This is a genomic window from Halomonas almeriensis (assembly GCF_030409235.1).
In the GTDB taxonomy this organism is placed as follows: Bacteria; Pseudomonadota; Gammaproteobacteria; order Pseudomonadales; family Halomonadaceae; genus Halomonas; species Halomonas almeriensis.
This window is the reverse complement of record NZ_JAUFPO010000009.1, coordinates 399,218-420,627: the sequence shown is the minus strand read 5'-3', so window position 1 is coordinate 420,627 and position 21,410 is coordinate 399,218. Positions and strand designations below refer to the sequence as shown.

Here is a 21,410-nt window from a genome sequence, read left to right as displayed (position 1 = left end):
CGAAACACGAACGATGCATGATGCGCCCAGGTGGCGGAATGGGTAGACGCGCTAGCTTCAGGTGCTAGTGTCCTTACGGACGTGGAGGTTCAAGTCCTCTCCTGGGCACCATACTTCGCATCATGCTGTTGAAAAGACCCGATAATCCAGGCAGTACCCATAGGCAACCGCGACATTGAATCGCGGTTTTTTTGTGCCCGGCCGAGCCGGATGACACTCAGAAACGACTCGGCAGTCGCGCCACCTCGTCGAGATTCCAACCCTGTGTATGCACTCCGGCCTCCAGCGCTTCGGCCGCCGACGCCGAGAGCTGCGGGAAAAAATCCAGGCCGGTGCGCGCCTCAACGTCATCGATGCTGACCAGATATTGATCCAGGGGCTCATCGCCGCTGACCTCCTGGGGCATGATAAAGGCCAGCGCCCTGGGCTGTGCCCCCGGCACGACCAGGATCTTGTAGAAGGCCTCCGGCACTTCCACCAGGCCGGCACGATGCAACATGCCCTCGAAGAAGAAGGCGTCATCGAAGATCGGCCCGGTCACGACCTGCAGCTCACCGAAGCGCGGCACGAAACGATCCATGACCACCTCCTCGAGACGCTGCCAGAGCCGGCGATTCAGGTCCGGGCGCTGAGGGGTCATGTTGCTCATGAGGAAGGTATCGCGCTGCGCGTCGCGACCGTGCACCGCCGCGATGGCGTAATTGGGCGCCAGGTGGCCACGATCATAGCCGCTGTGGGCATAACTGTCGGGCTTGAGCGGCCAGAGCGTTCGCCAGTCACGCTGAAATCCGGGGCGCTCGCCGGCACTCGGGCTTGCGACCTCCTGCAAACGGTAGCTCACCCAGAGCGGACTGACCCGAATATCCGACCAGCCCAGCAGATAGCCGTCATTGCGCAGCACGCGATGCAGGCTGAGCGGCGTCAGCTCGGACCAGGTCGTCACGCCCTGCCAACTCAGGCGGTCGCGGACCTGGCGCTCCTGCATGTACCAGAGCCCACTGCCGACCACAGCAAACAGCAGGGCTATCCCGATGCGAGGCACCAGGCGACCCAGTAAAGCTCCCACGGACATTGCAAGCATCCCTTCCCGTCAGACAGTCACCGCTCCCCGCGGCCCGATCGGTATCGCCGCATCACCAGCCCAGCGAAAACATCGTTTCGAGGTCGTGACGGGAATGAACCTGCATGGCATTGAGGGTTTCGGTATCGGCGATGCCCTCGACATCGTTGAGGCGGCCGGTCACCAGCTCGGCCAGGCTCTCGAAGTCCCGTGTACGGGCGATGGCCACCAGGTCATAACGGCCACAAGTCGAAAACACCTCGCTGATGCCATCGACATCCGCGAGGCGCTCGGCCACCGGCTTGACCTGGCCCTTTTCGGTGTTGATCAGGATCACGGCATTCTGCATCTGGCGCCCCTCGACGATACTCGGCTTGATGTCACGCGATGACGGCGGTCATCACGGCTGCGGCGAGTATAGCAGCGTCACGCCCCTCTCGGCACCATGGCAGCGCCCCGCGACAACGTATCACTCCGCCTCGTCGGACGCCCCCGCGGGCCATCGATACTCACCGATGACCTCATCGCCGCGCACCGACTCGAGTCTGACCGGAAAGCCCCACAACTGGTGCAGGTGGCGCAGCACCGGATAGACACTGTCCGCCAGCGGCCGACGCTCATCCTGGATATGACGCAGCGTGAGCGAACGATCCCCCCGGATATCCGCGGCCTGGACCTGAATGTTGGGCTCGCGAACCGAGAGCGCATAATGATCGGCCAGGGCCTGGCGGATACGCTGGTAGCCGCGCTCGTCATGGATCGCCGCCACTTCCAGCATGTCGTCCTGATCGTCATCCAGTATCTGGAAGAGCTTGAGGTCGCGAATCACCTTCGGCGACAGGAACTGCTGAACGAAGGATTCATCCTTGAAGTTATGCATGGCGAACTGAAGGGTCTCGCGCCAGTCACTGTCGACGATATCGGGAAACCACTGACGGTCTTCCTCGGTGGGCGACTCGCAGATACGCCGGATATCGGAAAACATCGCGAAGCCCAGCGCGTAGGGGTTGATGCCATTGTAGGCCGGGCTGTCGAAAGGCGGCTGCTGGACCACCGAGGTATGCGACTGCAGGAACTCCAGGATCAGCCCCTCATCCACTGCACCGTCGTCGTACAGGCGGTTCATCAGGGTGTAATGCCAGAAGGTCGCCCAACCCTCGTTCATCACCTGGGTCTGGCGCTGGGGATAGAAGTACTGTGCCAGCTTGCGCACGATACGCACCACCTCACGCTGCCAGGGCGCCAGCAGGGGCGCATTCTTCTCAATGAAGTACAGCAGGTTTTCCTGGGGCTCGGGGGGATATCGGCCACCGGCGTGAAGGCCCAGGGGGTCTTCTTCATCGATTTCCACCAGCGTGCTGCCTGCGGCAGCCGGCTCGGGTATGGTGCGCCACAGCATGTTCACCTGGGCCTGCAGATAGTGTTCGCGCTCCTTCTGGCGCCGTGCCTCCTCTTCCGCCGAGATGGGCGAGGGACGCTTGTAGCGGTCGACGCCGTGGTTCTGCAGGGCATGACAGGCATCCAGCAGCTGCTCCACGGCCGTGACTCCGTGGCGTTCCTCACACTCGGCGATATAACGCCGGGCAAACAGCAGGTAATCGACGATGGAGTCGGCGTCGGTCCAGGTCTGAAAGAGGTAGTTGCCCTTGAAGAAGGAATTGTGCCCATAGCAGGCATGCGCCATGACCAGCACCTGCATCATCAGGGTGTTTTCTTCCATCAGGTAGGCAATGCAGGGATTGGAGTTGATCACCAGCTCGTAGGCCAGCCCCATCTGCCCGCGGCGGTAGGCCTGCTCCACGGCCAGGAACTGTTTGCCGAAGGACCAGTGGTGGTACCCCACCGGCATGCCGACACTGGCATAGGCATCCATCATCTGCTCGCTGGTGATGATCTCGATCTGATTCGGGTAGGTATCCAGCCGATATTCATCGGCCAGACGAGCGATTTCCGCCTCGAACTCGGCAAGGACCTCGAAGTTCCAGTCGGAACCGGTGGCAATGGGCTTGCGCTCGGCCATGTGACCTCCTTGACCGCACCTCAGGCGTGGGTGGCTCGACGCTGAAAGAGTTCGCGAAAGACCGGGTAGATATCGCCGGCCTCGACAATCTGGCGCATGGCGAAGCGGTCGGCATACTCCGTCGCCACCCGTTCGTACTCTTCCCACAATGCCTGATGGGCATGCGGCGTGATCTCGACATAGGCAAAGTACTGCAGGCGCGGCATCAGCGAGCCGACCAGCAAGTCACGACAGGTCAGGGAGTCATCATCCCAGTTGTCGCCGTCAGAGGCCTGGGCCACATAGAGGTTCCACTGTCCTGGCGGGTAGCGGGCCTCGATGATCTCGTCAACCAGGGTCAGCGCGCTCGAGACGATGGTGCCGCCCGTCTCCCGGGAGTAGAAGAACTCTTCCTCGTCGACCTCGCGAGCGGCGGTATGGTGGCGCACGAAGACCAGCTCGACACGCTCGTAATTACGCTCCAGAAAAAGATAGAGCAACAGAAAGAAGCGCTTGGCAATGTCCTTGTGAGCCTGTGTCATCGAACCGGAAACGTCCATCACGCAGAACATCACCGCCTTGCTGGACGGTTGCGGTTGTTGAATCACATTGTTGTAACGCAGGTCATGGGTATCGATGAAAGGCACGGCCTCCAGGCGCTTTTCCAGGCGGGCAATCTCGGCCTTGAGCTCCTGGATACGCACCGGGTTGCGCAGGGCCGGGTCCTTGTGCTCCTCGGCTTCCAGGGCCTGCTCAGCCTCGCGCAAGGCTCGGCGAATAGGGCCGCGCATGGCGATGCGCCGAGCATGGGCTTCGCGCATGGAGCGCACGATATTGATGCGTGCAGGCACGCCATCACGCGTCAGGCCGGCACGCACCGGCCGGGTCTCATCCAGGTCGACCAGTGGCTTGCGTTCCAGATGGGGCAGCTCGAGGCCTTCGAAGACAAAGTCAAGAAACTCCTCGCGGGTCAGGCTGAACGCGAACTCATCCATGCCCTCGCCCTGATTGGAGGCACCGCCCTCGCCGCTGCCATCGCCTCTGCCGCTGCCACCCGGCCGCTTGAGGCGATCCCCCTCGGCGAACTCCCGGTTGCCGGGCGCCACGATCGAGCGCTTGCCGCCCGGTCCATGCTGAAATACCGGTTCGGAGATATCCCGCGCGGGAATCGAGACCTTCTCGCCTCGCTCCATGTCGGTGATGGAACGGCGATTGACCGCGTCTTCCACCGAGCGCTTGATGTGTCCGCGATAGCGGTCCAGAAAACGCTGTCGGTTGACCGCACTCTTGTGCCTGGCATTGGCCCGACGGTCGATGAAATAGCTCATGCTGACCTCCTCTGGGCGGCGCGGCGAACATCAAGGCTCGCCTCTCTCGGCTTGCAGCTCGTAGCTCGTAGCTCGTAGCTCGTAGCTCGTAGCTCGTAGCTCGTCACACAGCCTATTGCGACTTGCGCACGCGCAGATACCACTCGGCCAGCAGCCGAACCTGCTTCTCGGTGTAGCCGCGATCGACCATGCGCGCCACGAAGTCCTCGTGCTTTTGCTGGTCGGCCGAGGAAGCCTTGGCGTTGAACGAGATCACCGGCAGCAGCTCCTCGGTATTGGCAAACATCTTGTGTTCAATGACGCCACGCAGCTTCTCGTAGGACTGCCAGCTGGGGTTCATGCCATGGTTCTGCGAGCGCGCGCGCAGCACGAAATTGACCACCTCGTGACGGAAATCCTTGGGGTTGGAAATACCCGCGGGCTTCTCGATCTTCTCCAGTTCCTCATTGAGCGACTGTCGATCGAAGAGTTCGCCCGTCTCGGGGTCGCGGTACTCCTGGTCCTGAATCCAGAAGTCGGCGTAGGTGACATAGCGGTCAAAAATGTTCTGGCCGTATTCGGAGTAGGACTCCAGGTAAGCGGTCTGGATCTCCTTGCCGATGAAGTCGACGTAACGCGGGGCGAGGAATTCCTTGATATAGCGCAGATAACGCTCGAACGTCTCGCGCGGCAGCTGCTCCTGCTCGAGGCGCTGCTCGAGCACATAAAGCAGGTGCACCGGGTTGGCCGCCACCTCATGGTTATCGAAGTTGAATACCTTGGACAGAATCTTGAAGGCAAAGCGGGTCGAGAGCCCATCCATGCCCTCGTCCACCCCGGCATTGTCGCGGTACTCCTGGATCGACTTGGCCTTGGGATCGGTGTCCTTGAGGTTTTCGCCATCATAGACCCGCATCTTGGAGTAGACACTGGAGTTCTCCGGCTCCTTGAGCCGCGAGAGCACCGAGAACTGCGCCAGCATGCGCAGGGTATCCGGCGCACAGGGCGCCTCGTTGAGCGAGGAGTGTTCGAGCAGTTTCTTGTAGATGTTGATCTCTTCGCTGACCCGCAGGCAATAAGGCACCTTGACGATATAGACGCGGTCGAGAAAGGCCTCGTTGTTGCGATTGTTGCGAAAGGCCTGCCATTCACTTTCATTGGAGTGCGCCAGCACAATGCCGTCGAAGGGGATCGCCCCCATGCCCTCGGTGGGGTTGTAGTTGGCTTCCTGGGTCGCCGTCAGCAGAGGATGCAACACCTTGATCGGGGCCTTGAACATCTCGACGAACTCCATCAGCCCCTGATTGGCCCGGCAGAGACCGCCGGAAAAGCTATAGGCATCCGGGTCGTCCTGGGAGTAGAGTTCAAGCTGGCGAATATCGACCTTGCCCACCAGTGAGGAGATATCCTGGTTGTTCTCGTCACCCGGCTCGGTCTTGGCGATGGCCACCTGATTGAGGCGCGACGGATACAGCCGCACGACCCGGAACTGCGAGATATCACCGCCGTATTCCTGCAGGCGCTTGGCCGCCCAGGGCGACATGACGCTCTTCAGACAGCGTGGCGGAATGCCGTATTCCTGTTCCAGCAGCTCGCCATCCTCCTCGGGGGAAAACAGCCCGAGCGGCGACTCCTGGACCGGCGAGCCCTTGATGGCATAGAAGGGCACGTGCTCCATCAACAGCTTGATGCGCTCGGCCAGAGAAGACTTGCCACCCCCCACCGGCCCCAACAGATAGAGGATCTGCTTTTTCTCCTCGAGGCCCTGGGCGGCATGCCGAAAGTAGGCCACGATCTGCTCGATGGCGTCTTCCATGCCGTAAAACTCGGCGAAGGCCGGATAACGGCGAATCACCTTGTTAGAAAAGATCCTCGCCAGACGGGGATCCTTGGCCGTATCGATCACCTCCGGCTCACCGATGGCCTCGAGCAAACGCTCGGCGGCATTGGCGTAGGCCGAGGGTTGCTCCCGGCACAGCTCCAGATACTCCTGCAGGCTCATTTCTTCCTGCTGGAAGCGGGCAAAACGGTTCTGCACATGATCGAAGATGCTCATCGAAGCCTCCTTTAGGGACCCCCGCCCGCATGACCCTCATGAACGCCATGCATTACCCTGGACAAGGTTTCCTTGGACCCGACTCCCCGTCATGGCCTCACCCCTCTACCGGCCTACCGGGGATCGCTACACCCTTCAGCGTAGACAGCATTGGACGCCTGCCCTGCCAAAATCTTCAACGCAGTTCGGCAACCACCACCATCGTCACGCCGAGTGATGTGACCTTGGATGCATCGAACGACCATTTAGTTCGCCTCCGCCCTGATTCCTGGGCCGAGGGCCGGCGCGCTGTCAGAAGGTAGCGGCCAGGCGGGTCCCCTGATCAATGGCCCGCTTGGCATCGAGCTCAGCGGCCTGATCGGCACCCCCGATCACATGCACCGAGACCCCCGCATCCACCAGGACCTCGAGATCATCGCGCACCGACTCCTGGCCGGCGCAGACCACCACGGTATCCACTTCGAGCAGATGCGGCTCGCCATCCTGGCGGATGTGCAGCCCCTGATCATCGACGCCCAGATAGTCGCAGCCGGCCAGCATCTCGACGCCTCTATGGCGTAACGAGGCACGATGCACCCAGCCCGTGGTGGTACCCAGCCCCTTGCCCGGCTTGGAGGTCTTGCGCTGCAGCAGGGTGACACGACGAGGCACCCGGGGGCGTTGTGGAGAGCGCAAGCCACCCGGAGAGACAACACTCAGGTCGACCCCCCATTCATCGCACCAGGCCTCGGCATCCAGCGCCGGCTGCCCGGCATGCGTCAACAGTTCGGCGACGTCAAAACCGATACCGCCTGCCCCGATGATGGCGACCCGCTGTCCCACCCGCTCCGGATGCATGATGGCCATCGGATAAGACATCACCCGAGGGTGCTCGATACCCGGCAGATGCAGCGCTCGGGGCCTGACGCCGGTGGCTAGCACGACCTCATCGAAGCCACGCAGCTCCTGAAGCTCGGGGGCCACACCCAGGCACACCCGGACCCGGTAACGCTCGAGCATTACCCGAAAATAGCGCAGGGTTTCATCGAACTCCTCCTTGCCGGGAATGCGTCGCGCATAGTTGAACTGGCCGCCCAGCTCGGACTGGCGCTCATAGAGGGTCACCCAGTGGCCGCGCTGTGCCGCCGTCACGGCCGCTGCCAGGCCGGCCGGACCGCCACCGACCACCGCAACCTGTCGGCTCCGGGGGGCCGGTGTGATCAGCAGCTCGGTTTCGTGACAGGCGCGCGGGTTGACCAGGCAGGACGTCAGCTTGCCCTGAAAGGTGTGATCCAGGCAGGCCTGATTGCAGGCGATGCAGGTATTGATCTCAGCGCTGCGCGCTTCGCGGGCCTTGGTGACCCAGGCCGGGTCGGCCAGAAAGGGCCGGGCCATGGAGACCATGTCGGCCTGCCCCTCGGCCAGCACCCGTTCGGCGACCTCGGGCATATTGATGCGATTGGTGGTGATCAGGGGAATCGACAGGGCCTCGCGGATACGACGCGTCACTTCACTGAAAGCCGCCCGGGGCACACTGGTGACGATGGTCGGCACCCTGGCTTCATGCCAGCCGATGCCGGTGTTGATCACATCCGCCCCGGCCTGCTCCATCGCCAGCCCCAGCGCCACGACCTCCTCGTGGGTGCTGCCCTCCTCGACCAGGTCGATCATCGACAGGCGAAAGATGAGCAGAAAGTCCTCGCCGAGCTCGGCGCGGATCCGGCGCACGATTTCCAGCGCCAGGCGCAAGCGGTTTTCCAGCGACCCGCCCCATTGATCCTGACGGTGATTGGTACGACGGCAGATGAACTGGTTGATCAGGTAACCTTCCGAGCCCATGACCTCGACACCGTCATAGCCGGCCTCACGGGACAGACTGGCACAGCGCACATAGTCCTCGATGGTGGCGAGAATTTCCTCGTGAGACAGCTCACGGGGCGTGTAGGCGTTGATCGGCGCCTGTATCGCCGAGGGAGCCACCAGGTCCGGGGAGTAGGCATAGCGTCCTGCATGCAGAATCTGCAGACAGATATGCCCCTGCTCGGCATGCACGGCCTCGGTCACAAGACGATGGTCCGCCACCTGCTCGGCGCGCTCCAGGGTTGCCGCGCCCCGGAACACTGCCCCCTCTGGATTGGGGGCGATCCCGCCACTGACAATCAGACCGACGCCTTCGCGGGCGCGCTCGGCATAGAAGGCCGCCAGACGCTCAAAGCCCTGGGGCGCCTCTTCCAGATTGGTGTGCATGGATCCCATCAATACCCGATTGGGCAGTGTCAGGGAGCCCAGCGTGATGGGACGCAGCAGGTTGGGGTAGTCGGTCACGGCCAGATCCTCGCCTTCGAACAGCAGAAATTCAAACAACTGTATGACAACCCCTGGCGGGGTGCAAAGCCCCCAGCCCCCGGGGCCGTTCTCGCAGTGGTCGCCAACAACACGGGAAAGCCAGACCCCGGCCATCGTGCCGGGCATCTCATAAGCGTAGCGGCTGTCGAGCCGGTCAGGGGCGCCACAAAGCGAGTGAGCAGAACCGGGCACACGCGAAAAGGCCCCGAGTCTGACGACTCGGGGCCCGAAATTCGAGGCAGATGGCGGACCGGACGGGACTCGAACCCGCGACCTCCGGCGTGACAGGCCGGCATTCTAACCAACTGAACTACCGGTCCGCGTGGTGGGCGATACTGGACTCGAACCAGTGACCCCCAGCATGTGAGGCTGGTGCTCTAACCAACTGAGCTAACCGCCCACGCGTTACTGCATAGATTGTTCGCTTATCATCGTGGCGGACCGGACGGGACTCGAACCCGCGACCTCCGGCGTGACAGGCCGGCATTCTAACCAACTGAACTACCGGTCCGCGATATGACTCGCGACACAGGATGATTGGCGGACCGGACGGGACTCGAACCCGCGACCTCCGGCGTGACAGGCCGGCATTCTAACCAACTGAACTACCGGTCCGCTTGCACTTCCTGCTACATGATCAGGCATGACAGACGTCATGGTGGGTGGTACAGGGATCGAACCTGTGACCCCCAGCTTGTAAGGCTGGTGCTCTCCCAGCTGAGCTAACCACCCCTGGTCACGTGGCGCTGCATTCTACAGGGTAGGTGCTGGTTGTCAACGCGTTTTTTTGCGCTTCGCGCCACAAGCCTTGCCCAATCATCCACTTGGCGCGCTATACCGATACAGCTACTGACCCTGGCGCGGCCTTGAGGCCGGCTCTGATCAAGCGTGGCGCTGCAAGAAAGCGGCAATGCCACAGGCCGCCTGACGGATCAGTGACGCCTGATCATGCCCCGAGCGGCGCCGGGGTCGCCAGTCGTGCTCGCCATCCGGCAACCACTGCAGCTCGGCCACCGCCGGCAGGTCGTAGCCTTCGACTTCCAGGCGAGTTCCGAAAGGGTCGCGCTCGCCCTGTACCACCAGGGTCGGACAGGCCAGATCGGGCCAGTGGTCCAGGCGCAGCGTCGCCGGGCGACGCGGGGGGTGGAAAGGATAACCACAGAGCACCAGGCCCGGCGCGCCCTCCCGCGCCGCCAGCATGCTGGCCACACGTCCGCCCATCGATTTGCCACCCAGCCACGGCGGCGTTGCCAGATGCTCGGCCAGAGCATCGCGCCAGCCGGCCAGCTCATCGACCAGACGTTCGACGCGCGGCGGAGGCCGCCGACGCCCCTCGCGCCGCATACGGCGCAGATAGGCGAATTCGATGGCAAGCGTCTGGATACCCGCCTGAGCCAGGGCCTGGCGCAGCGCGACCATGAAGGCCGAGTCCTGGCCGGCGCCGGCGCCGTGAGTCAACAGCAGGCGGCCGACACGGCACTCCCCCTGCACCTGCAGAGGGCCATGCGCTTCAAGCCACCAGTCGCCCTCCTCGCCTGCTTCGAGCCGCTGCGCCAGCGACTGCGGACCCAACACCTCGGTGGCGTCGTCCGGCCACTCGACATCGCACCCCGCATCCGGCAATGGCACCCTGCCTCCCAACCCGGCCCGGTCAATCAAAGTTCGGTGAAATCGATACGCGAAGCCTGCATCCGCGCCTGCTTTTCCTCGAGCCCGGCAAAGTCGAACAGCTCGCGGTCGGCGAGTTGCGACGGCGCGACATTGGTCACCGCCTTGAACATGCTCTCGAGGCGCCCGGGATGACTGGCTTCCCAGTCGGCCAGCATTTGCTTGACCACCTGGCGTTGTAGGTTGGGCTGGGAGCCGCACAGGTTGCAGGGGATGATAGGAAACTCCATGCGCCGCGAGAACTCGGCGATATCGGCTTCACGGCAATAGGCCAGCGGCCGGATGACCATGTTCCTGCCGTCGTCGGACAACAGCTTGGGCGGCATGGACTTGAGGCTGCCGCCGAAGAACATGTTGAGAAACAAGGTCTCGAGGATGTCCTCCCGATGATGGCCGAGGGCGATCTTGGTGGCGCCGATCTCCTCGGCATAGCCATACAGGGAGCCACGCCGCAACCGCGAACAGAGTGCGCAGGTGGACTTGCCCTCCGGTGTCTTTTCCTTGACCACCGAGTAGGTATCCCGCTCGAGGATGTGATAATCCACGCCGATGCCGTCCAGATACTCGGGCAGCACATGCTCGGGGAAGCCGGGCTGTTTCTGATCGAGGTTGACCGCCACCAGGGAGAAGTCGACCGGCGCATTGCGCTGCAGATTGCGCAGGATCTCGAGCATGGTGTAGCTGTCCTTGCCACCGGACAGGCAGACCATCACCTTGTCGCCCTCACGAATCATGTCGTAATCGATGATGGCGTTGCCCACCTGCCGGCGCAGGCGCTTCTGGAGCTTGTTGAACTCGCGCTTGTCCCGGGCGGCGTCACCTTCACCACCCTGAGGGACGTCACGAGTGTCGGGGGAGTCGAATTTTACGGCATCTTGCATGATCACGGCGCTGCCAGGACGGTTGCTGAATTCAAGGGGTCAAATTCTATCACCGCGCGACGTAAGTGGCGAAGCGCCCGGTCAGCCGCCCTGCCACCCCGGGGCATCGCGCTGAACCAGTTGGCGGTACATGCAAGCCGTGGCCAGCGCCTTGTCACACAGCGGGCTTGCGGTTTCGGGCTCGGGAACGGCCAGGCGCCGGGCCGCCTCCTCGAAACCGGGGCGACGCTCGAGCTGTGGGTGTCGATAGCGCTGTCGACGCTGATAGAGTCTGGCGACATCCACCACGGCATTGGGCAGGTCGAACCCCAGGTGCGGCCGCAACCAGAGATTGAGTCGACTCAGCTCGCGGTGCGCCGACCAGGTCACCAGGGGACGATTACCGATGAAGTTCAACCACTCCATCAACGCGTCCCAGCTGTCGGCAGGCAGACACAGTGTCAGCGACCCTTCGGGCCGGCAATGACCAGCCCGAATGCAGACTGCCGCGACCCGCAACGGGTCGACAGCATCCTGTGTACCGCCATCAGCAAACGCCAGAGCAATCAGCTCATCCCCCATGTAGGGCTGGAACAGCCAGCCGAACTGACTGTTCGCGTGACGGTGACGATCGGCGACGCGACGCAATACCCTGAACATCCACCCTCCCGGTCGATAGCTGTCATGAGCCTGCCTGGACACTGGCTGACGTCTCGTCAGCGAGCGCTGGCAGATCCTAGCCATATTCCAGATGGTAGCGATGCGACAGCCGCTGCTTGAACTCCTTCACGATGTGCAGGGCTTCGCGCAACAAGTCCTGCTCCAGCGAGGAAAGCGACTGCACGAGAACGCGATCAGGGTCGTCGGCCTGACCATCGAGATGGGCCAGCTGCTGCTTGAGCCGCCACTCGGTGAACAGCGACAGAGCCTCGCCCAGGTCGTCGGCAAACCTCGCCTCGAGACGCCCATCGGCGACCAGCGCCTCCAGCCGCTCAAGGGTCGAGGTCAGGCCGATATGGCGCTCCAGCGCCATGACCCGCACACCATGCACGATCGGAAAGATGCCGGCCTTCTTGATGTCGATGCCATCTTTGGGTTTTTTCAGGGATCCGAACAGTGTCAGCGGAGTACCGAAGCGCAACACCGGGCGGGCAAAGTGCGACAGCAGAATCTCGTTGGTACTGCAGCAGTCGAACAGCGTCTCGCGCAGACGCGACAGCAGCACCGGATTGCCCGCCATGGCGTGGGCATCCAGCAGGATGGCCAGGTTCATCAGGGCATCCGCATCACCGTGTCGGGCCCAGCCTTCGATACGCTGGCACCATTGACTGACGGTGCCGACCCACTGCGGGTTGGAGACCATGATCCCGCCCGGGCAGGGCGGATACCCCAGTTCGAGCAACGCATCACTGAACGCCTGCATCTGGCTTGCGCAATCCGGCCAGTCGAGGTCGTCCCCCAGGATGAGGCCATTGTCCTGGTCGGTCTTGAGCACCTGCTCGCCACGCCCCTCGCTACCCATGACCATCAGGCAGCAGGACCCCTGGTAGGCGGCATCGATCAGAAAGTGCCAGGTCCTGGCCATCAGACGGCCGTTCAATGCCGCCAGCAGGGCCATGATGAAGCGCGGCTTGGCGCCCTGCGCCGCCAGCCCTCGCACCAGATTCGGCAAGCGTCGGCTGGCCTGCGCCAATGCCGCCTGATCCTCCGCCCGTTCAATCTGCAGACTGACAACATGGCTTTGACTGGAAAAGTGACTCAGGGCATCGGTCAACTCCACCACGCCAAGGGGAATGGCTTCCTCCATGATCACCACGCGCTCGATACGATGGCGGGTCATAGTGACCAGCGCTTCGAACAGATATTGATCCGGCCGCATGCTGATCAGCGCGACATTGGCGATACGCTCGAGGGGCGTATCCGCCGGATACTGCCTGAGCACCAGGGCATTGAGCAGGTCCGTCTTGGTGACCATGCCGGTGGCATCACCGACCTCCACCAGCAGGCTGTCGACGCGACGCTCATCCAGTGCGCGGACGGCATCGACAATGGTCGCCCCGGAAGGCAGACGTTCGGGTTGCCGCATGCATTCCCGGGCCCGCGACAGCATGGCCCCGGCCACCAGCGCGCCTCCGGCAGCGCGCTGGGCAGCCAGCAGTCGAGACTTGTCCGCCAGGCGGCGACGGAAGCGCTCGGCCAGCAGTGGAAAGTCATCGCAGAGCGCCAGGAACTCCACGCGTGGCAACAGGTAACAGCGAGTGACCTGATCGGCCCGGAAGCGGTAGCGACTCTGGCCATGCAGCAGGCTGATACCCCCGAAGCAGTCACCCGCCAGATAGTGGCCAATGCATTCGGCCCCGGCATGCCCCGAAATATCCAGCTCAGCCACCTCACCCTGGGCGACCAGGAACAGTGAATCCGGTACCTGGCCGGCGTCCAGCAGGATGTCACCCGGCTTGAAGTCGGCCGCCTGCAGCTGCGCCATGACACGCTGTTGCCCCGCCTCATCAAGGAGGGCAAAAGGCGTTCGGGAAAGGTCGAGTGTGACCATTGAACTGGCCTCGTGGAATACGCAGGAAAGCGAGGATGTCGCCTGCGTCAGGAGATGGGAACCATGAGCGGTCGAGGGGAGTCAGGTCCGCTGACCGAATATCCGGACTATCAACACCAGATTAACAAGACATCGCCCGCCTCCAGAATAGCGACGATGGTGTTATAGCCTGAAGTCGAAGATCCAGGGCATCCAACCTTCACCTACCACCTCCCTTAACCTCGCCTTTTTCCGCTATATACCATGGTCCCATATCGACCTATGGACCATATCCAAGACGCCCATGACCCTCTATAAAGCACTGATAAAAAAACAAGCATCAAAAAAACAGGCAAGGAACGCCGTAACATACCAAAGTAGTAAAACTGATTCTCCAGGTGGAGAACAACATGATAAAAGCAATCAAAACGAGGGCTTCAGATATTGTTACAGGGGAGGCTTGCAAAACCTGAGCTGACCTCAATACCACCAACTACCGGAACAAAATCCGGCTATCGGCGAGCAAAGATGTAACGATATCTTTGCGTAAATTCACGAAAATAGAGCCATGATAGTGGTTCGATCACTCAGAGGGTGTCGCGACGAATCCCATGCAGTATCCGGCCGGACACGGCCAACCGGGTAGAGGGCCTTCACCCACGTAGAGGCGACGGTTTCCCGGTTGATACCACACCGGCCGGAGAAGCGTCCCAACAAGCCAACACCCTATCAACGTGGAGCACGACAATGGATGACAATAAAAGCAATGCCGAGGCCTACTGGGCCGCCAACCTTCGCTTGATCGCGGGGTGTCTGATCGTCTGGGCCCTGGTGTCCTACGGTGGCGCCATTCTCTTTCGCCCGCTGCTGTCGGGCATTGCCATCGGTGGCACCGACCTGGGCTTCTGGTTCGCCCAACAGGGATCCATTCTGACTTTCATTGGCATCATCTTTTTCTACGCATGGAAGATGAATCGCCTGGACAAGCAATTCGGGCTCGAGGAGTAACGCCATGAGTCAATTTGCCATCAACATACTCTTTGTCGGCGCCTCCTTTGCCATCTACATCGGCATTGCCATCTGGGCCAAGGTCGGCTCGACCAAGGACTTCTACGTTGCCGGCGGCGGCATCCACCCCATCACCAACGGCATGGCGATCGGGGCCGACTGGATGTCGGCGGCTTCCTTCATTTCCATGGCCGGACTGATTGCCGCGGGCGGCTATGCCAACTCCACCTTCCTGATGGGCTGGACCGGCGGCTACGTGCTCCTGGCGACCCTGCTGGCGCCCTATCTGCGCAAGTTCGGCAAATTCACGGTTCCCGAGTTCATCGGCGATCGTTTCTACAGCAAGCCGGCGCGCATGGTCGCGGTGGTCTGTCTGATCGTCGCCTCGGTGACCTATGTTATCGGCCAGATGGCCGGAGCGGGTGTCGCCTTTTCACGCTTCCTCGAGGTGGATGCCACGACCGGCCTGATCATCGCCGCCGTGGTCATCTTCTTCTATTCGGTACTGGGCGGCATGAAAGGCATCACCTATACCCAGGTGGCTCAGTACGTCGTACTGATCATCGCCTATACCATCCCAGCCATCTTCATCTCGCTGGAGCTGACCGACAACCCGATTCCCCCTCTGGGCCTGTTCTCCGAACACTCTGAATCGGGCATGCCGCTGCTGGCCAAGCTCAACGAGGTCGTCACCGCCCTGGGCTTCAACGAGTACACCGCCGACGTCGACAACAAGTTGAACATGGTGCTGTTCACGCTGTCGCTGATGATCGGTACGGCCGGCCTGCCTCATGTCATCATCCGCTTCTTCACCGTGCCCAAGGTGGCGGATGCACGCTGGTCCGCAGGCTGGGCGCTGGTGTTCATCGCCCTGCTCTATCTGACCGCACCGGCCGTGGCATCCATGGCTCGCTTGAACATCGCCACCACCGTCTATCCGGAGATGGCCACACAGGTCGAGAATGTCGACCAGGCCACCGCCAACCCGATTCGCTACGAAGAGCGTCCGGAGTGGATTCGTACCTGGGAGGAAACCGGCCTCATCCAGTATGAGGACAAGAACAACGACGGACGCATTCAGCTCTACAACGACAGCGAATCCTTTGCTTCCACTGCCGAACAGCGCGGCTGGCAAGGCAATGAGCTGACCGTCAACAACGACATCCTGGTACTCGCCAACCCGGAGATTGCCAACCTGCCCGGCTGGGTCATCGGACTGATCGCTGCCGGCGGTCTCGCCGCCGCCCTCTCGACCGCAGCAGGCCTGTTGCTGGCCATTTCCTCGGCGATCAGCCACGACCTGATCAAGGGCGCCATCAATCCGCGCATCAGCGAGAAGGGCGAATTGATGGCAGCCCGGATCTCAATGTCGGTGGCCATCATCGTCGCCACCTACCTGGGGGCCAACCCGCCCGGGTTCGCCGCCCAGGTGGTGGCGCTGGCCTTCGGTATCGCCGCGGCCTCGCTCTTCCCGGCGCTGATGATGGGTATCTTCTCCAAGCGGGTGAACAATACCGGGGCGATCAGCGGCATGCTCAGCGGTCTGAGCTTCACCCTGGTGTACATCTTCATCTACAAGGGCTGGTTCTTCATTCCGGGCACCAACAACCTGGCCGACATCCCGGAAAACTGGGTAATGGGGATCTCGCCCCTGTCCATCGGGGCCGTGGGTGCCATCATCAACTTCGCGGTGGCCTTCGGCATTTCGCGGATGACGGCCGAACCGCCGCAGGAGATCCAGGATCTGGTCGAAAGCGTGCGCTATCCGAAAGGGGCTGGCACTGCCGTCGACCACTAAGCCATAATCCCTCCACTGGCGTCGTGCGCGGCGCCCCACCACCCTGCATCGGGCTTCCTTCGGGAAGCCCGATCAGCGTCAGGAACCTCAATATGATTTGGCACTTGATCGCCGCTGTATTCGCCGGCCTGGGCGCCGCCGGCCTCGGTCTGCTGATGCGTCTGCTCAGCGGCAAACGCCTGCCTCGCTGGATCGTTCCGATAATGGCGGGCATGGGCATGCTCGGCTATCAGATTCAGCATGAATACGGCTGGTATGAACATACACGGGCACAGCTGCCCGATTCGGCTCGCATCGTTTCGACCTCGCAGGACACGGCGCTGTGGCGCCCCTGGACCTACCTGCTGCCGATGACCACGGCCTTTACGCTGGTGGACGAGGATGGCCTCCGCCACATCCGGGCCGATGGCCAGACTCTCGCCCAGTTCCAGCTTTACCGCTTCTCCTCCGGTGTGGGTCAGTCGGTGGTTCACCAGGCACATCTGTTGAACTGCGATAACCGCGAGCTGATCCCCCTCGGCCAGCAGAAGCAACGCCCGCAGACCGACGAACGCCGACGCCTGGGAGCCGACGACCCGCTGTATCGGCAGGTCTGCCCGCCTCATCAGTGAGCCTCCGGCGAACCCCGGGGCCGAGAGAAGGCGTGAAACGACGCGCTGATCGGCAAGCGCTGCCCGACTGTCGCAATCCTGGTTGCTCCCCGGCCCACCGGGGAGCTGGATAGCCTCATGGCCTGCTAGAATGGCGCCAACACCCTAGGGAGGCGCACATGTTCGCTGGCTGGCTACTGATCCTCGTTTCTCTGCTGTATGTTGCCGTGCTCTTCGCCATTGCCTGGCGCGGTGATCGCATGGCCAGGGAGCGCGGCGCCACACGCCGACGCCCGATCATCTACAGCCTGGCGCTGGCCATCTACTGCACGTCCTGGACCTTCCACGGCGCCGTGGGGCAGGCGGCGACCTCCGGCTGGTCGTTCGCCAGCATCTTTGTCGGCCCGATCCTCACCTTCCTGCTGTTCTGGCCGGTCCTGGCGAAGATGATTCGCGTCGCCAAGCATCAGAACGTGACCTCGATTGCCGATTTCATCGCCTCGCGCTATGGCAAGACCCAGTCGCTTGCCGCCTTCGCCAGCCTGGTGGCGCTGATCGGCACCCTGCCCTATATCGTGCTGCAACTGAAAGCCGTCTCGACTTCCTTCAGCGTGCTCACCGATGCCTCGGATATCACCCGCGCCCCCCTGTTCGGCGACACGGCCTTCTATGTCGCCCTGGTCATGGCCGCCTTTGCCATTCTCTTCGGTACCCGTCACACCGATGCTACCGAGCACCACGAAGGCCTGATTCATGCGGTCGCTTTCGAATCTCTGGTCAAGCTGGTGGCCTTCCTGACCCTGGGGGCCTATGTCACCTGGGGGATGTACGACGGCCTGGGCGACCTGCTGGCCTTCGCCGACATCCAGCTCGAGCTACAGCGCCAGCTCGCCCAGCAGGACTTCGGTCAGGGCTTCTGGGCGCAGACCCTGCTGGCCATGCTTGCCATCCTCTGTCTGCCGCGGCAATTTCATGTCGCCGTGGTGGAGAACACCCACAAGGACGATGCGTCCAAGGCACGCTGGCTGTTCCCGCTCTACCTGGTGGCCTTCGGTTTCTTCGTGCTGCCCCTCGCCGCCGCCGGCCTGACGACCTTCGCCGACGGCAGCGTCGACCCGGACACCTTCGTGCTGGCCCTGCCCATGGCAGCGGGCAGCGAGTGGCTGACCCTGCTGACCTTCATCGGCGGTTTCTCGGCGTCCACCGGCATGGTCATCGTCGCGGCGGTGGCAGTCTCGATCATGGTGTCGAACGAGATCGTCATACCCGCGCTCTTCCGGCTGCGCTGGTTCGACACCAAGGCTCGCGACTACGGTCGTCTGGTGCTGCGCGCACGACGCATTACCATCGGCGTGATCCTGGCCATGGCCTACGGTGTCTATCAACTGCTGGGCGACTTCAGCTCGCTGGCCGCCATCGGCATGCTGTCGTTCGCCGCCGCCGCCCAGTTCGCGCCGGCGCTGATCGGCGGCCTCTACTGGAAACGCGGCAATCGCCTGGGCGTGATCGTAGGCATGAACGCCGGCTTTGCCATCTGGGCCTACAGCCTGCTGGTGCCCGACCTGATCGCCGCCGGCGTGCTGCCCCAAGCCTGGCTGCAGGGCGGGCCGCTAAGTATCGGCTGGCTGTCGCCCACGGCGCTGTTCGGGCTCAACGTCGGGGACGACTTCACCCACGGGGTGATGCTCTCGCTGGGCGTCAACCTGGTGTCCTACATCTTCGTTTCGCAGATGACCCCGCAGCGAGTGGTGGAGCGCATCCAGGCCTCGCTGTTTGTCGACAGCGTCGAGACGCGCCAGACCTCGGTCAATCGCCCCTGGACCGGCGCCACCACGGTGGGCGACCTCAAGGTCCTGTGCGAGCGTTTCCTGAGCGCCGACCAGGTGGGTCGCGCCTTCGATGACTATGCACGGCGTATCGGCAAGCCCCTGGAGGACAGCGCACGGGCCTCCATCGATGTCATCCAGTTCACCGAGCGCTTTCTGGCCTCGGTGCTGGGCGCCTCCTCAGCGCGTATCGTCGTCAACTCGGCCCTGCAGGGCCGCGGCATCGGCATCTCGGATGTGATTTCGATCGTCGACGAGGCCTCTCAGGTGCTGGAGTTCAATCGTGCCCTGCTCCAGGCCACCATCGAGAACATCAACCAGGGCATCGGCGTGATCGACCAGAACATGCGCCTGGTGGTGTGGAACCAGCGCTATCTGGAGCTTTTCCGCTTCCCCGACCATCTGATCCGGGTCGGTGCGCCGATCGATCGCATCTTTCTCTACAATGCGCACAACGGCGAATACGGCCCCGGCGATCCCGAGGAACACGTCAAGCTGCTCCTCGACAACATCCGTGAGGGCCAGCCGCACCGTTATGTCCGCTACCGCCAGGATGGCAGCGTCCTGGAAGTGCAGGGCAATCCCATGCCGGGCGGTGGTTTCGTCTATACCTACCAGGACATCACCCAGCAGAAGCGTACCGAAGAAGCCCTGATCCGCTCGGAAAACAACATCCGCATCTATACCGACAATGTGCCGGCACTGATCGCCTACTTCGACAAGGACTGTCGCTACCTCTTTACCAACCGGGCCTATGAGCAGGCCTTCCAGATCGATCGCAACGAGGTCATCGGCCAGCCATTGCAGGCGGTGATTCCCGAGACCATGGCCCGTGAGCGCTCGCCCTGGATCGAGCGTGCCCTGCAGGGCGAGCGGGTCAATTTCGAGGTATCACTGCAACTTCCCGAAGGCCTGCGCTACATGCTGGTGACCTATACGCCACACTTCGGCGACAGTGGCGCTATCCTCGGCTTTTTCGCACTCTATCAGGACATTACCGAGCGCCGCCGGGCCGAGATCGCCCTGCAGGAAACCAACGAGACCCTCGAGGAAAGGGTGCGCGAGCGGACCCAGGCGCTTTCCGAGGCCAATGCCGCCCTGCGCCAGGAAAACCGGGTACGCGCCGAAGCCGAGCAGGCCCTGCGCCAGGCCAAGCAGGTGGCCGAGGATGCCAATACCTCCAAGACCCGCTTCCTGGCCGCCGCCAGCCATGACCTGCTGCAGCCGCTGAATGCGGCGCGTCTGTTCACTTCGGCACTGACCCAGGAGATGGAAGCCGCGGACATGAAACGCACCATCGGCCACATCGACAACTCCCTGCAGGCCGCGGAGGAGCTGCTGGGCACCCTGCTAGATATCTCCAAGCTCGATGCCGGTGCCCTGACCCCGCGGCGCAGTCATTTCGCCCTGGCCGATATCTTCCGCCCGCTGCGCGCCGAGTTCGAAGTCATGGCCGAAGAACGCGGCCTCGACCTGGTGGTCGTGACCAGCGGCGCCTGGGTCGACAGCGACCCGCAGATGCTCAGACGCATCGTCCAGAACTTCCTTTCCAACGCCATTCGATACACCCAGGAAGGCCGGGTTCTGCTGGGCTGCCGGCGCATCGGCCAGCAACTATCCATCGAAGTCTGGGACACCGGGCCGGGCATTCCCGAGGCCAAGCAGGCCGAGATCTTCCAGGAGTTCCGCCGCCTGGATCAGGCCTCGCGCCACAAGGAAAACGAGAAAGGGTTGGGGCTGGGCCTTTCCATCGCCGAGCGCATGTGTCGAGTGCTCGACCACCCCATCAATGTGCGTTCCCGAGAAGGCGCCGGCACCATGTTCAGCATCGGCGTGCCGGTGGTCGAGGCACGCGCCCCGGCAACGACCGAAGAGGCCCGACCACGCCGGGCCGGTAACAAGCTCGCCGGCACGCGCATCGTCTGCATCGACAATGAGTCACTGACCCTGGAGGGCATGAAAGCCATGCTCACCGGCTGGGGCTGCGAGGTGTTCACCGCCACCTCGATCGGCGGCGCCAAGTCGGTACTGCGCCACCTGGACCACGACCCCGATGCCATCCTGGCGGACTACCACCTGGACAATGAAGTCACCGGCCTGATGGCCATGGAGGCACTCGGCGAGCGGCTGGACGGCAATGTACCGGGCATCGTGATCACCGCAGACCGCACCGAGGAAGTGGCCGAGACCGTCAAGCGCGCCGGCTACCACCTGCTGCTGAAACCCCTGCGACCCGCCGCCCTGCGCGCCCTGCTGACGCGTACCCTGCAGGCCAGCCGGGCAACGCGAGGCTAGAACAGGGGAAGAAGGAAGAAGGAAGAAGGAAGAAGGAAGAAGGAAGAAGGAAGAAGGAAGAAGGAAGAAGGAAGAAGGAAGAAGGAAG

General features: G+C 62.6%; 14 protein-coding genes and 6 tRNA genes. 5 read left to right on the top strand and 15 right to left on the bottom strand.

Annotation, left to right across the window (positions count from 1 at the left end):
* Window positions 1-24 precede the first annotated feature (24 nt).
* Window positions 25-111: transfer RNA gene (locus tag QWY74_RS08715), tRNA-Leu, on the top strand.
* Window positions 112-217: 106 nt separating this feature from the next.
* Here QWY74_RS08715 and QWY74_RS08710 read toward each other — a convergent pair.
* From QWY74_RS08710 to QWY74_RS08640, 15 genes are all read right to left on the bottom strand, one after another.
* Complete coding sequence (locus tag QWY74_RS08710) at window positions 218-1,072, bottom strand: DNA/RNA non-specific endonuclease (RefSeq protein WP_435389142.1); 855 nt, start codon at window positions 1,070-1,072, stop codon at window positions 218-220.
* A 61-nt stretch (window positions 1,073-1,133) separates the two neighbouring features.
* Window positions 1,134-1,409, bottom strand: coding sequence for an Lrp/AsnC family transcriptional regulator (locus QWY74_RS08705; RefSeq protein ID WP_264824057.1), 276 nt, complete (start codon window positions 1,407-1,409; stop codon window positions 1,134-1,136).
* Window positions 1,410-1,529: 120 nt separating this feature from the next.
* The gene (locus tag QWY74_RS08700) at window positions 1,530-3,080 is read right to left on the bottom strand and encodes a SpoVR family protein (protein ID WP_264824058.1); all 1,551 of its coding nucleotides are present in this window, start codon (window positions 3,078-3,080) and stop codon (window positions 1,530-1,532) included.
* Between the two features lie 20 nt (window positions 3,081-3,100).
* Window positions 3,101-4,387: a YeaH/YhbH family protein gene (locus QWY74_RS08695; protein ID WP_264824059.1), complete on the bottom strand. Its 1,287-nt coding sequence runs from the start codon at window positions 4,385-4,387 to the stop codon at window positions 3,101-3,103.
* A 112-nt stretch (window positions 4,388-4,499) separates the two neighbouring features.
* A complete protein-coding gene (locus QWY74_RS08690) occupies window positions 4,500-6,422 on the bottom strand; it encodes a PrkA family serine protein kinase (RefSeq protein WP_264824060.1) in 1,923 nt (640 codons plus the stop codon).
* Between the two features lie 291 nt (window positions 6,423-6,713).
* Window positions 6,714-8,765: an NADPH-dependent 2,4-dienoyl-CoA reductase gene (locus QWY74_RS08685; RefSeq protein ID WP_290314171.1), complete on the bottom strand. Its 2,052-nt coding sequence runs from the start codon at window positions 8,763-8,765 to the stop codon at window positions 6,714-6,716.
* Between the two features lie 225 nt (window positions 8,766-8,990).
* Window positions 8,991-9,067: transfer RNA gene (locus QWY74_RS08680), tRNA-Asp, on the bottom strand.
* A gap of 3 nt (window positions 9,068-9,070) precedes the next feature.
* Window positions 9,071-9,147, bottom strand: a tRNA-Val gene (locus QWY74_RS08675).
* 34 nt (window positions 9,148-9,181) lie between these two features.
* Window positions 9,182-9,258, bottom strand: a tRNA-Asp gene (locus QWY74_RS08670).
* Between the two features lie 27 nt (window positions 9,259-9,285).
* Window positions 9,286-9,362, bottom strand: a tRNA-Asp gene (locus QWY74_RS08665).
* A gap of 41 nt (window positions 9,363-9,403) precedes the next feature.
* Window positions 9,404-9,479: transfer RNA gene (locus tag QWY74_RS08660), tRNA-Val, on the bottom strand.
* A 150-nt stretch (window positions 9,480-9,629) separates the two neighbouring features.
* On the bottom strand, window positions 9,630-10,376 hold the full coding sequence (locus QWY74_RS08655; protein ID WP_320109307.1) for an alpha/beta family hydrolase: 747 nt from the start codon (window positions 10,374-10,376) through the stop codon (window positions 9,630-9,632).
* A gap of 26 nt (window positions 10,377-10,402) precedes the next feature.
* Window positions 10,403-11,296, bottom strand: coding sequence for a tRNA 2-thiocytidine(32) synthetase TtcA (gene ttcA, locus QWY74_RS08650; RefSeq protein WP_264824062.1), 894 nt, complete (start codon window positions 11,294-11,296; stop codon window positions 10,403-10,405).
* Between the two features lie 81 nt (window positions 11,297-11,377).
* Window positions 11,378-11,935, bottom strand: coding sequence for a 3'-5' exonuclease family protein (locus QWY74_RS08645; protein WP_264824063.1), 558 nt, complete (start codon window positions 11,933-11,935; stop codon window positions 11,378-11,380).
* A gap of 76 nt (window positions 11,936-12,011) precedes the next feature.
* Window positions 12,012-13,826, bottom strand: coding sequence for a DUF294 nucleotidyltransferase-like domain-containing protein (locus QWY74_RS08640; protein ID WP_264824064.1), 1,815 nt, complete (start codon window positions 13,824-13,826; stop codon window positions 12,012-12,014).
* A gap of 726 nt (window positions 13,827-14,552) precedes the next feature.
* Between QWY74_RS08640 and QWY74_RS08635 the strand changes: the two genes are divergently transcribed.
* The 4 genes from QWY74_RS08635 to QWY74_RS08620 all read left to right on the top strand — a co-directional run bounded on the left by QWY74_RS08635 (window position 14,553) and on the right by QWY74_RS08620 (window position 21,322).
* Window positions 14,553-14,813, top strand: a complete 261-nt coding sequence (locus QWY74_RS08635; protein WP_264824065.1) for a DUF4212 domain-containing protein — start codon at window positions 14,553-14,555, stop codon at window positions 14,811-14,813.
* A gap of 4 nt (window positions 14,814-14,817) precedes the next feature.
* Window positions 14,818-16,611, top strand: coding sequence for a sodium:solute symporter family protein (locus tag QWY74_RS08630; RefSeq protein WP_290314169.1), 1,794 nt, complete (start codon window positions 14,818-14,820; stop codon window positions 16,609-16,611).
* A 92-nt stretch (window positions 16,612-16,703) separates the two neighbouring features.
* Window positions 16,704-17,222 carry a hypothetical protein gene (locus tag QWY74_RS08625; protein WP_290314168.1) on the top strand — a complete coding sequence of 173 codons (519 nt, stop codon included), beginning with the start codon at window positions 16,704-16,706 and terminating at the stop codon, window positions 17,220-17,222.
* Between the two features lie 158 nt (window positions 17,223-17,380).
* Window positions 17,381-21,322, top strand: coding sequence for a hybrid sensor histidine kinase/response regulator (locus QWY74_RS08620; protein ID WP_290314166.1), 3,942 nt, complete (start codon window positions 17,381-17,383; stop codon window positions 21,320-21,322).
* Window positions 21,323-21,410: the final 88 nt, after the last annotated feature.

Excerpts from the sequence above, each read along its gene's own strand:
- QWY74_RS08710 (WP_435389142.1), bottom strand. The coding sequence starts at position 1,072 with ATGTCCGTGGGAGCTTTACTGGGTCGCCTGGTGCCTCGCATCGGGATA.
- QWY74_RS08705 (WP_264824057.1), bottom strand. The coding sequence starts at position 1,409 with ATGCAGAATGCCGTGATCCTGATCAACACCGAAAAGGGCCAGGTCAAG.
- QWY74_RS08700 (WP_264824058.1), bottom strand. The coding sequence starts at position 3,080 with ATGGCCGAGCGCAAGCCCATTGCCACCGGTTCCGACTGGAACTTCGAG.
- QWY74_RS08695 (WP_264824059.1), bottom strand. The coding sequence starts at position 4,387 with ATGAGCTATTTCATCGACCGTCGGGCCAATGCCAGGCACAAGAGTGCG.
- QWY74_RS08690 (WP_264824060.1), bottom strand. The coding sequence starts at position 6,422 with ATGAGCATCTTCGATCATGTGCAGAACCGTTTTGCCCGCTTCCAGCAG.
- ttcA (WP_264824062.1), bottom strand. The coding sequence starts at position 11,296 with ATGCAAGATGCCGTAAAATTCGACTCCCCCGACACTCGTGACGTCCCT.
- QWY74_RS08645 (WP_264824063.1), bottom strand. The coding sequence starts at position 11,935 with ATGTTCAGGGTATTGCGTCGCGTCGCCGATCGTCACCGTCACGCGAAC.
- QWY74_RS08640 (WP_264824064.1), bottom strand. The coding sequence starts at position 13,826 with ATGGTCACACTCGACCTTTCCCGAACGCCTTTTGCCCTCCTTGATGAG.
- QWY74_RS08635 (WP_264824065.1), top strand. The coding sequence starts at position 14,553 with ATGGATGACAATAAAAGCAATGCCGAGGCCTACTGGGCCGCCAACCTT.
- QWY74_RS08630 (WP_290314169.1), top strand. The coding sequence starts at position 14,818 with ATGAGTCAATTTGCCATCAACATACTCTTTGTCGGCGCCTCCTTTGCC.
- QWY74_RS08625 (WP_290314168.1), top strand. The coding sequence starts at position 16,704 with ATGATTTGGCACTTGATCGCCGCTGTATTCGCCGGCCTGGGCGCCGCC.
- QWY74_RS08620 (WP_290314166.1), top strand. The coding sequence starts at position 17,381 with ATGTTCGCTGGCTGGCTACTGATCCTCGTTTCTCTGCTGTATGTTGCC.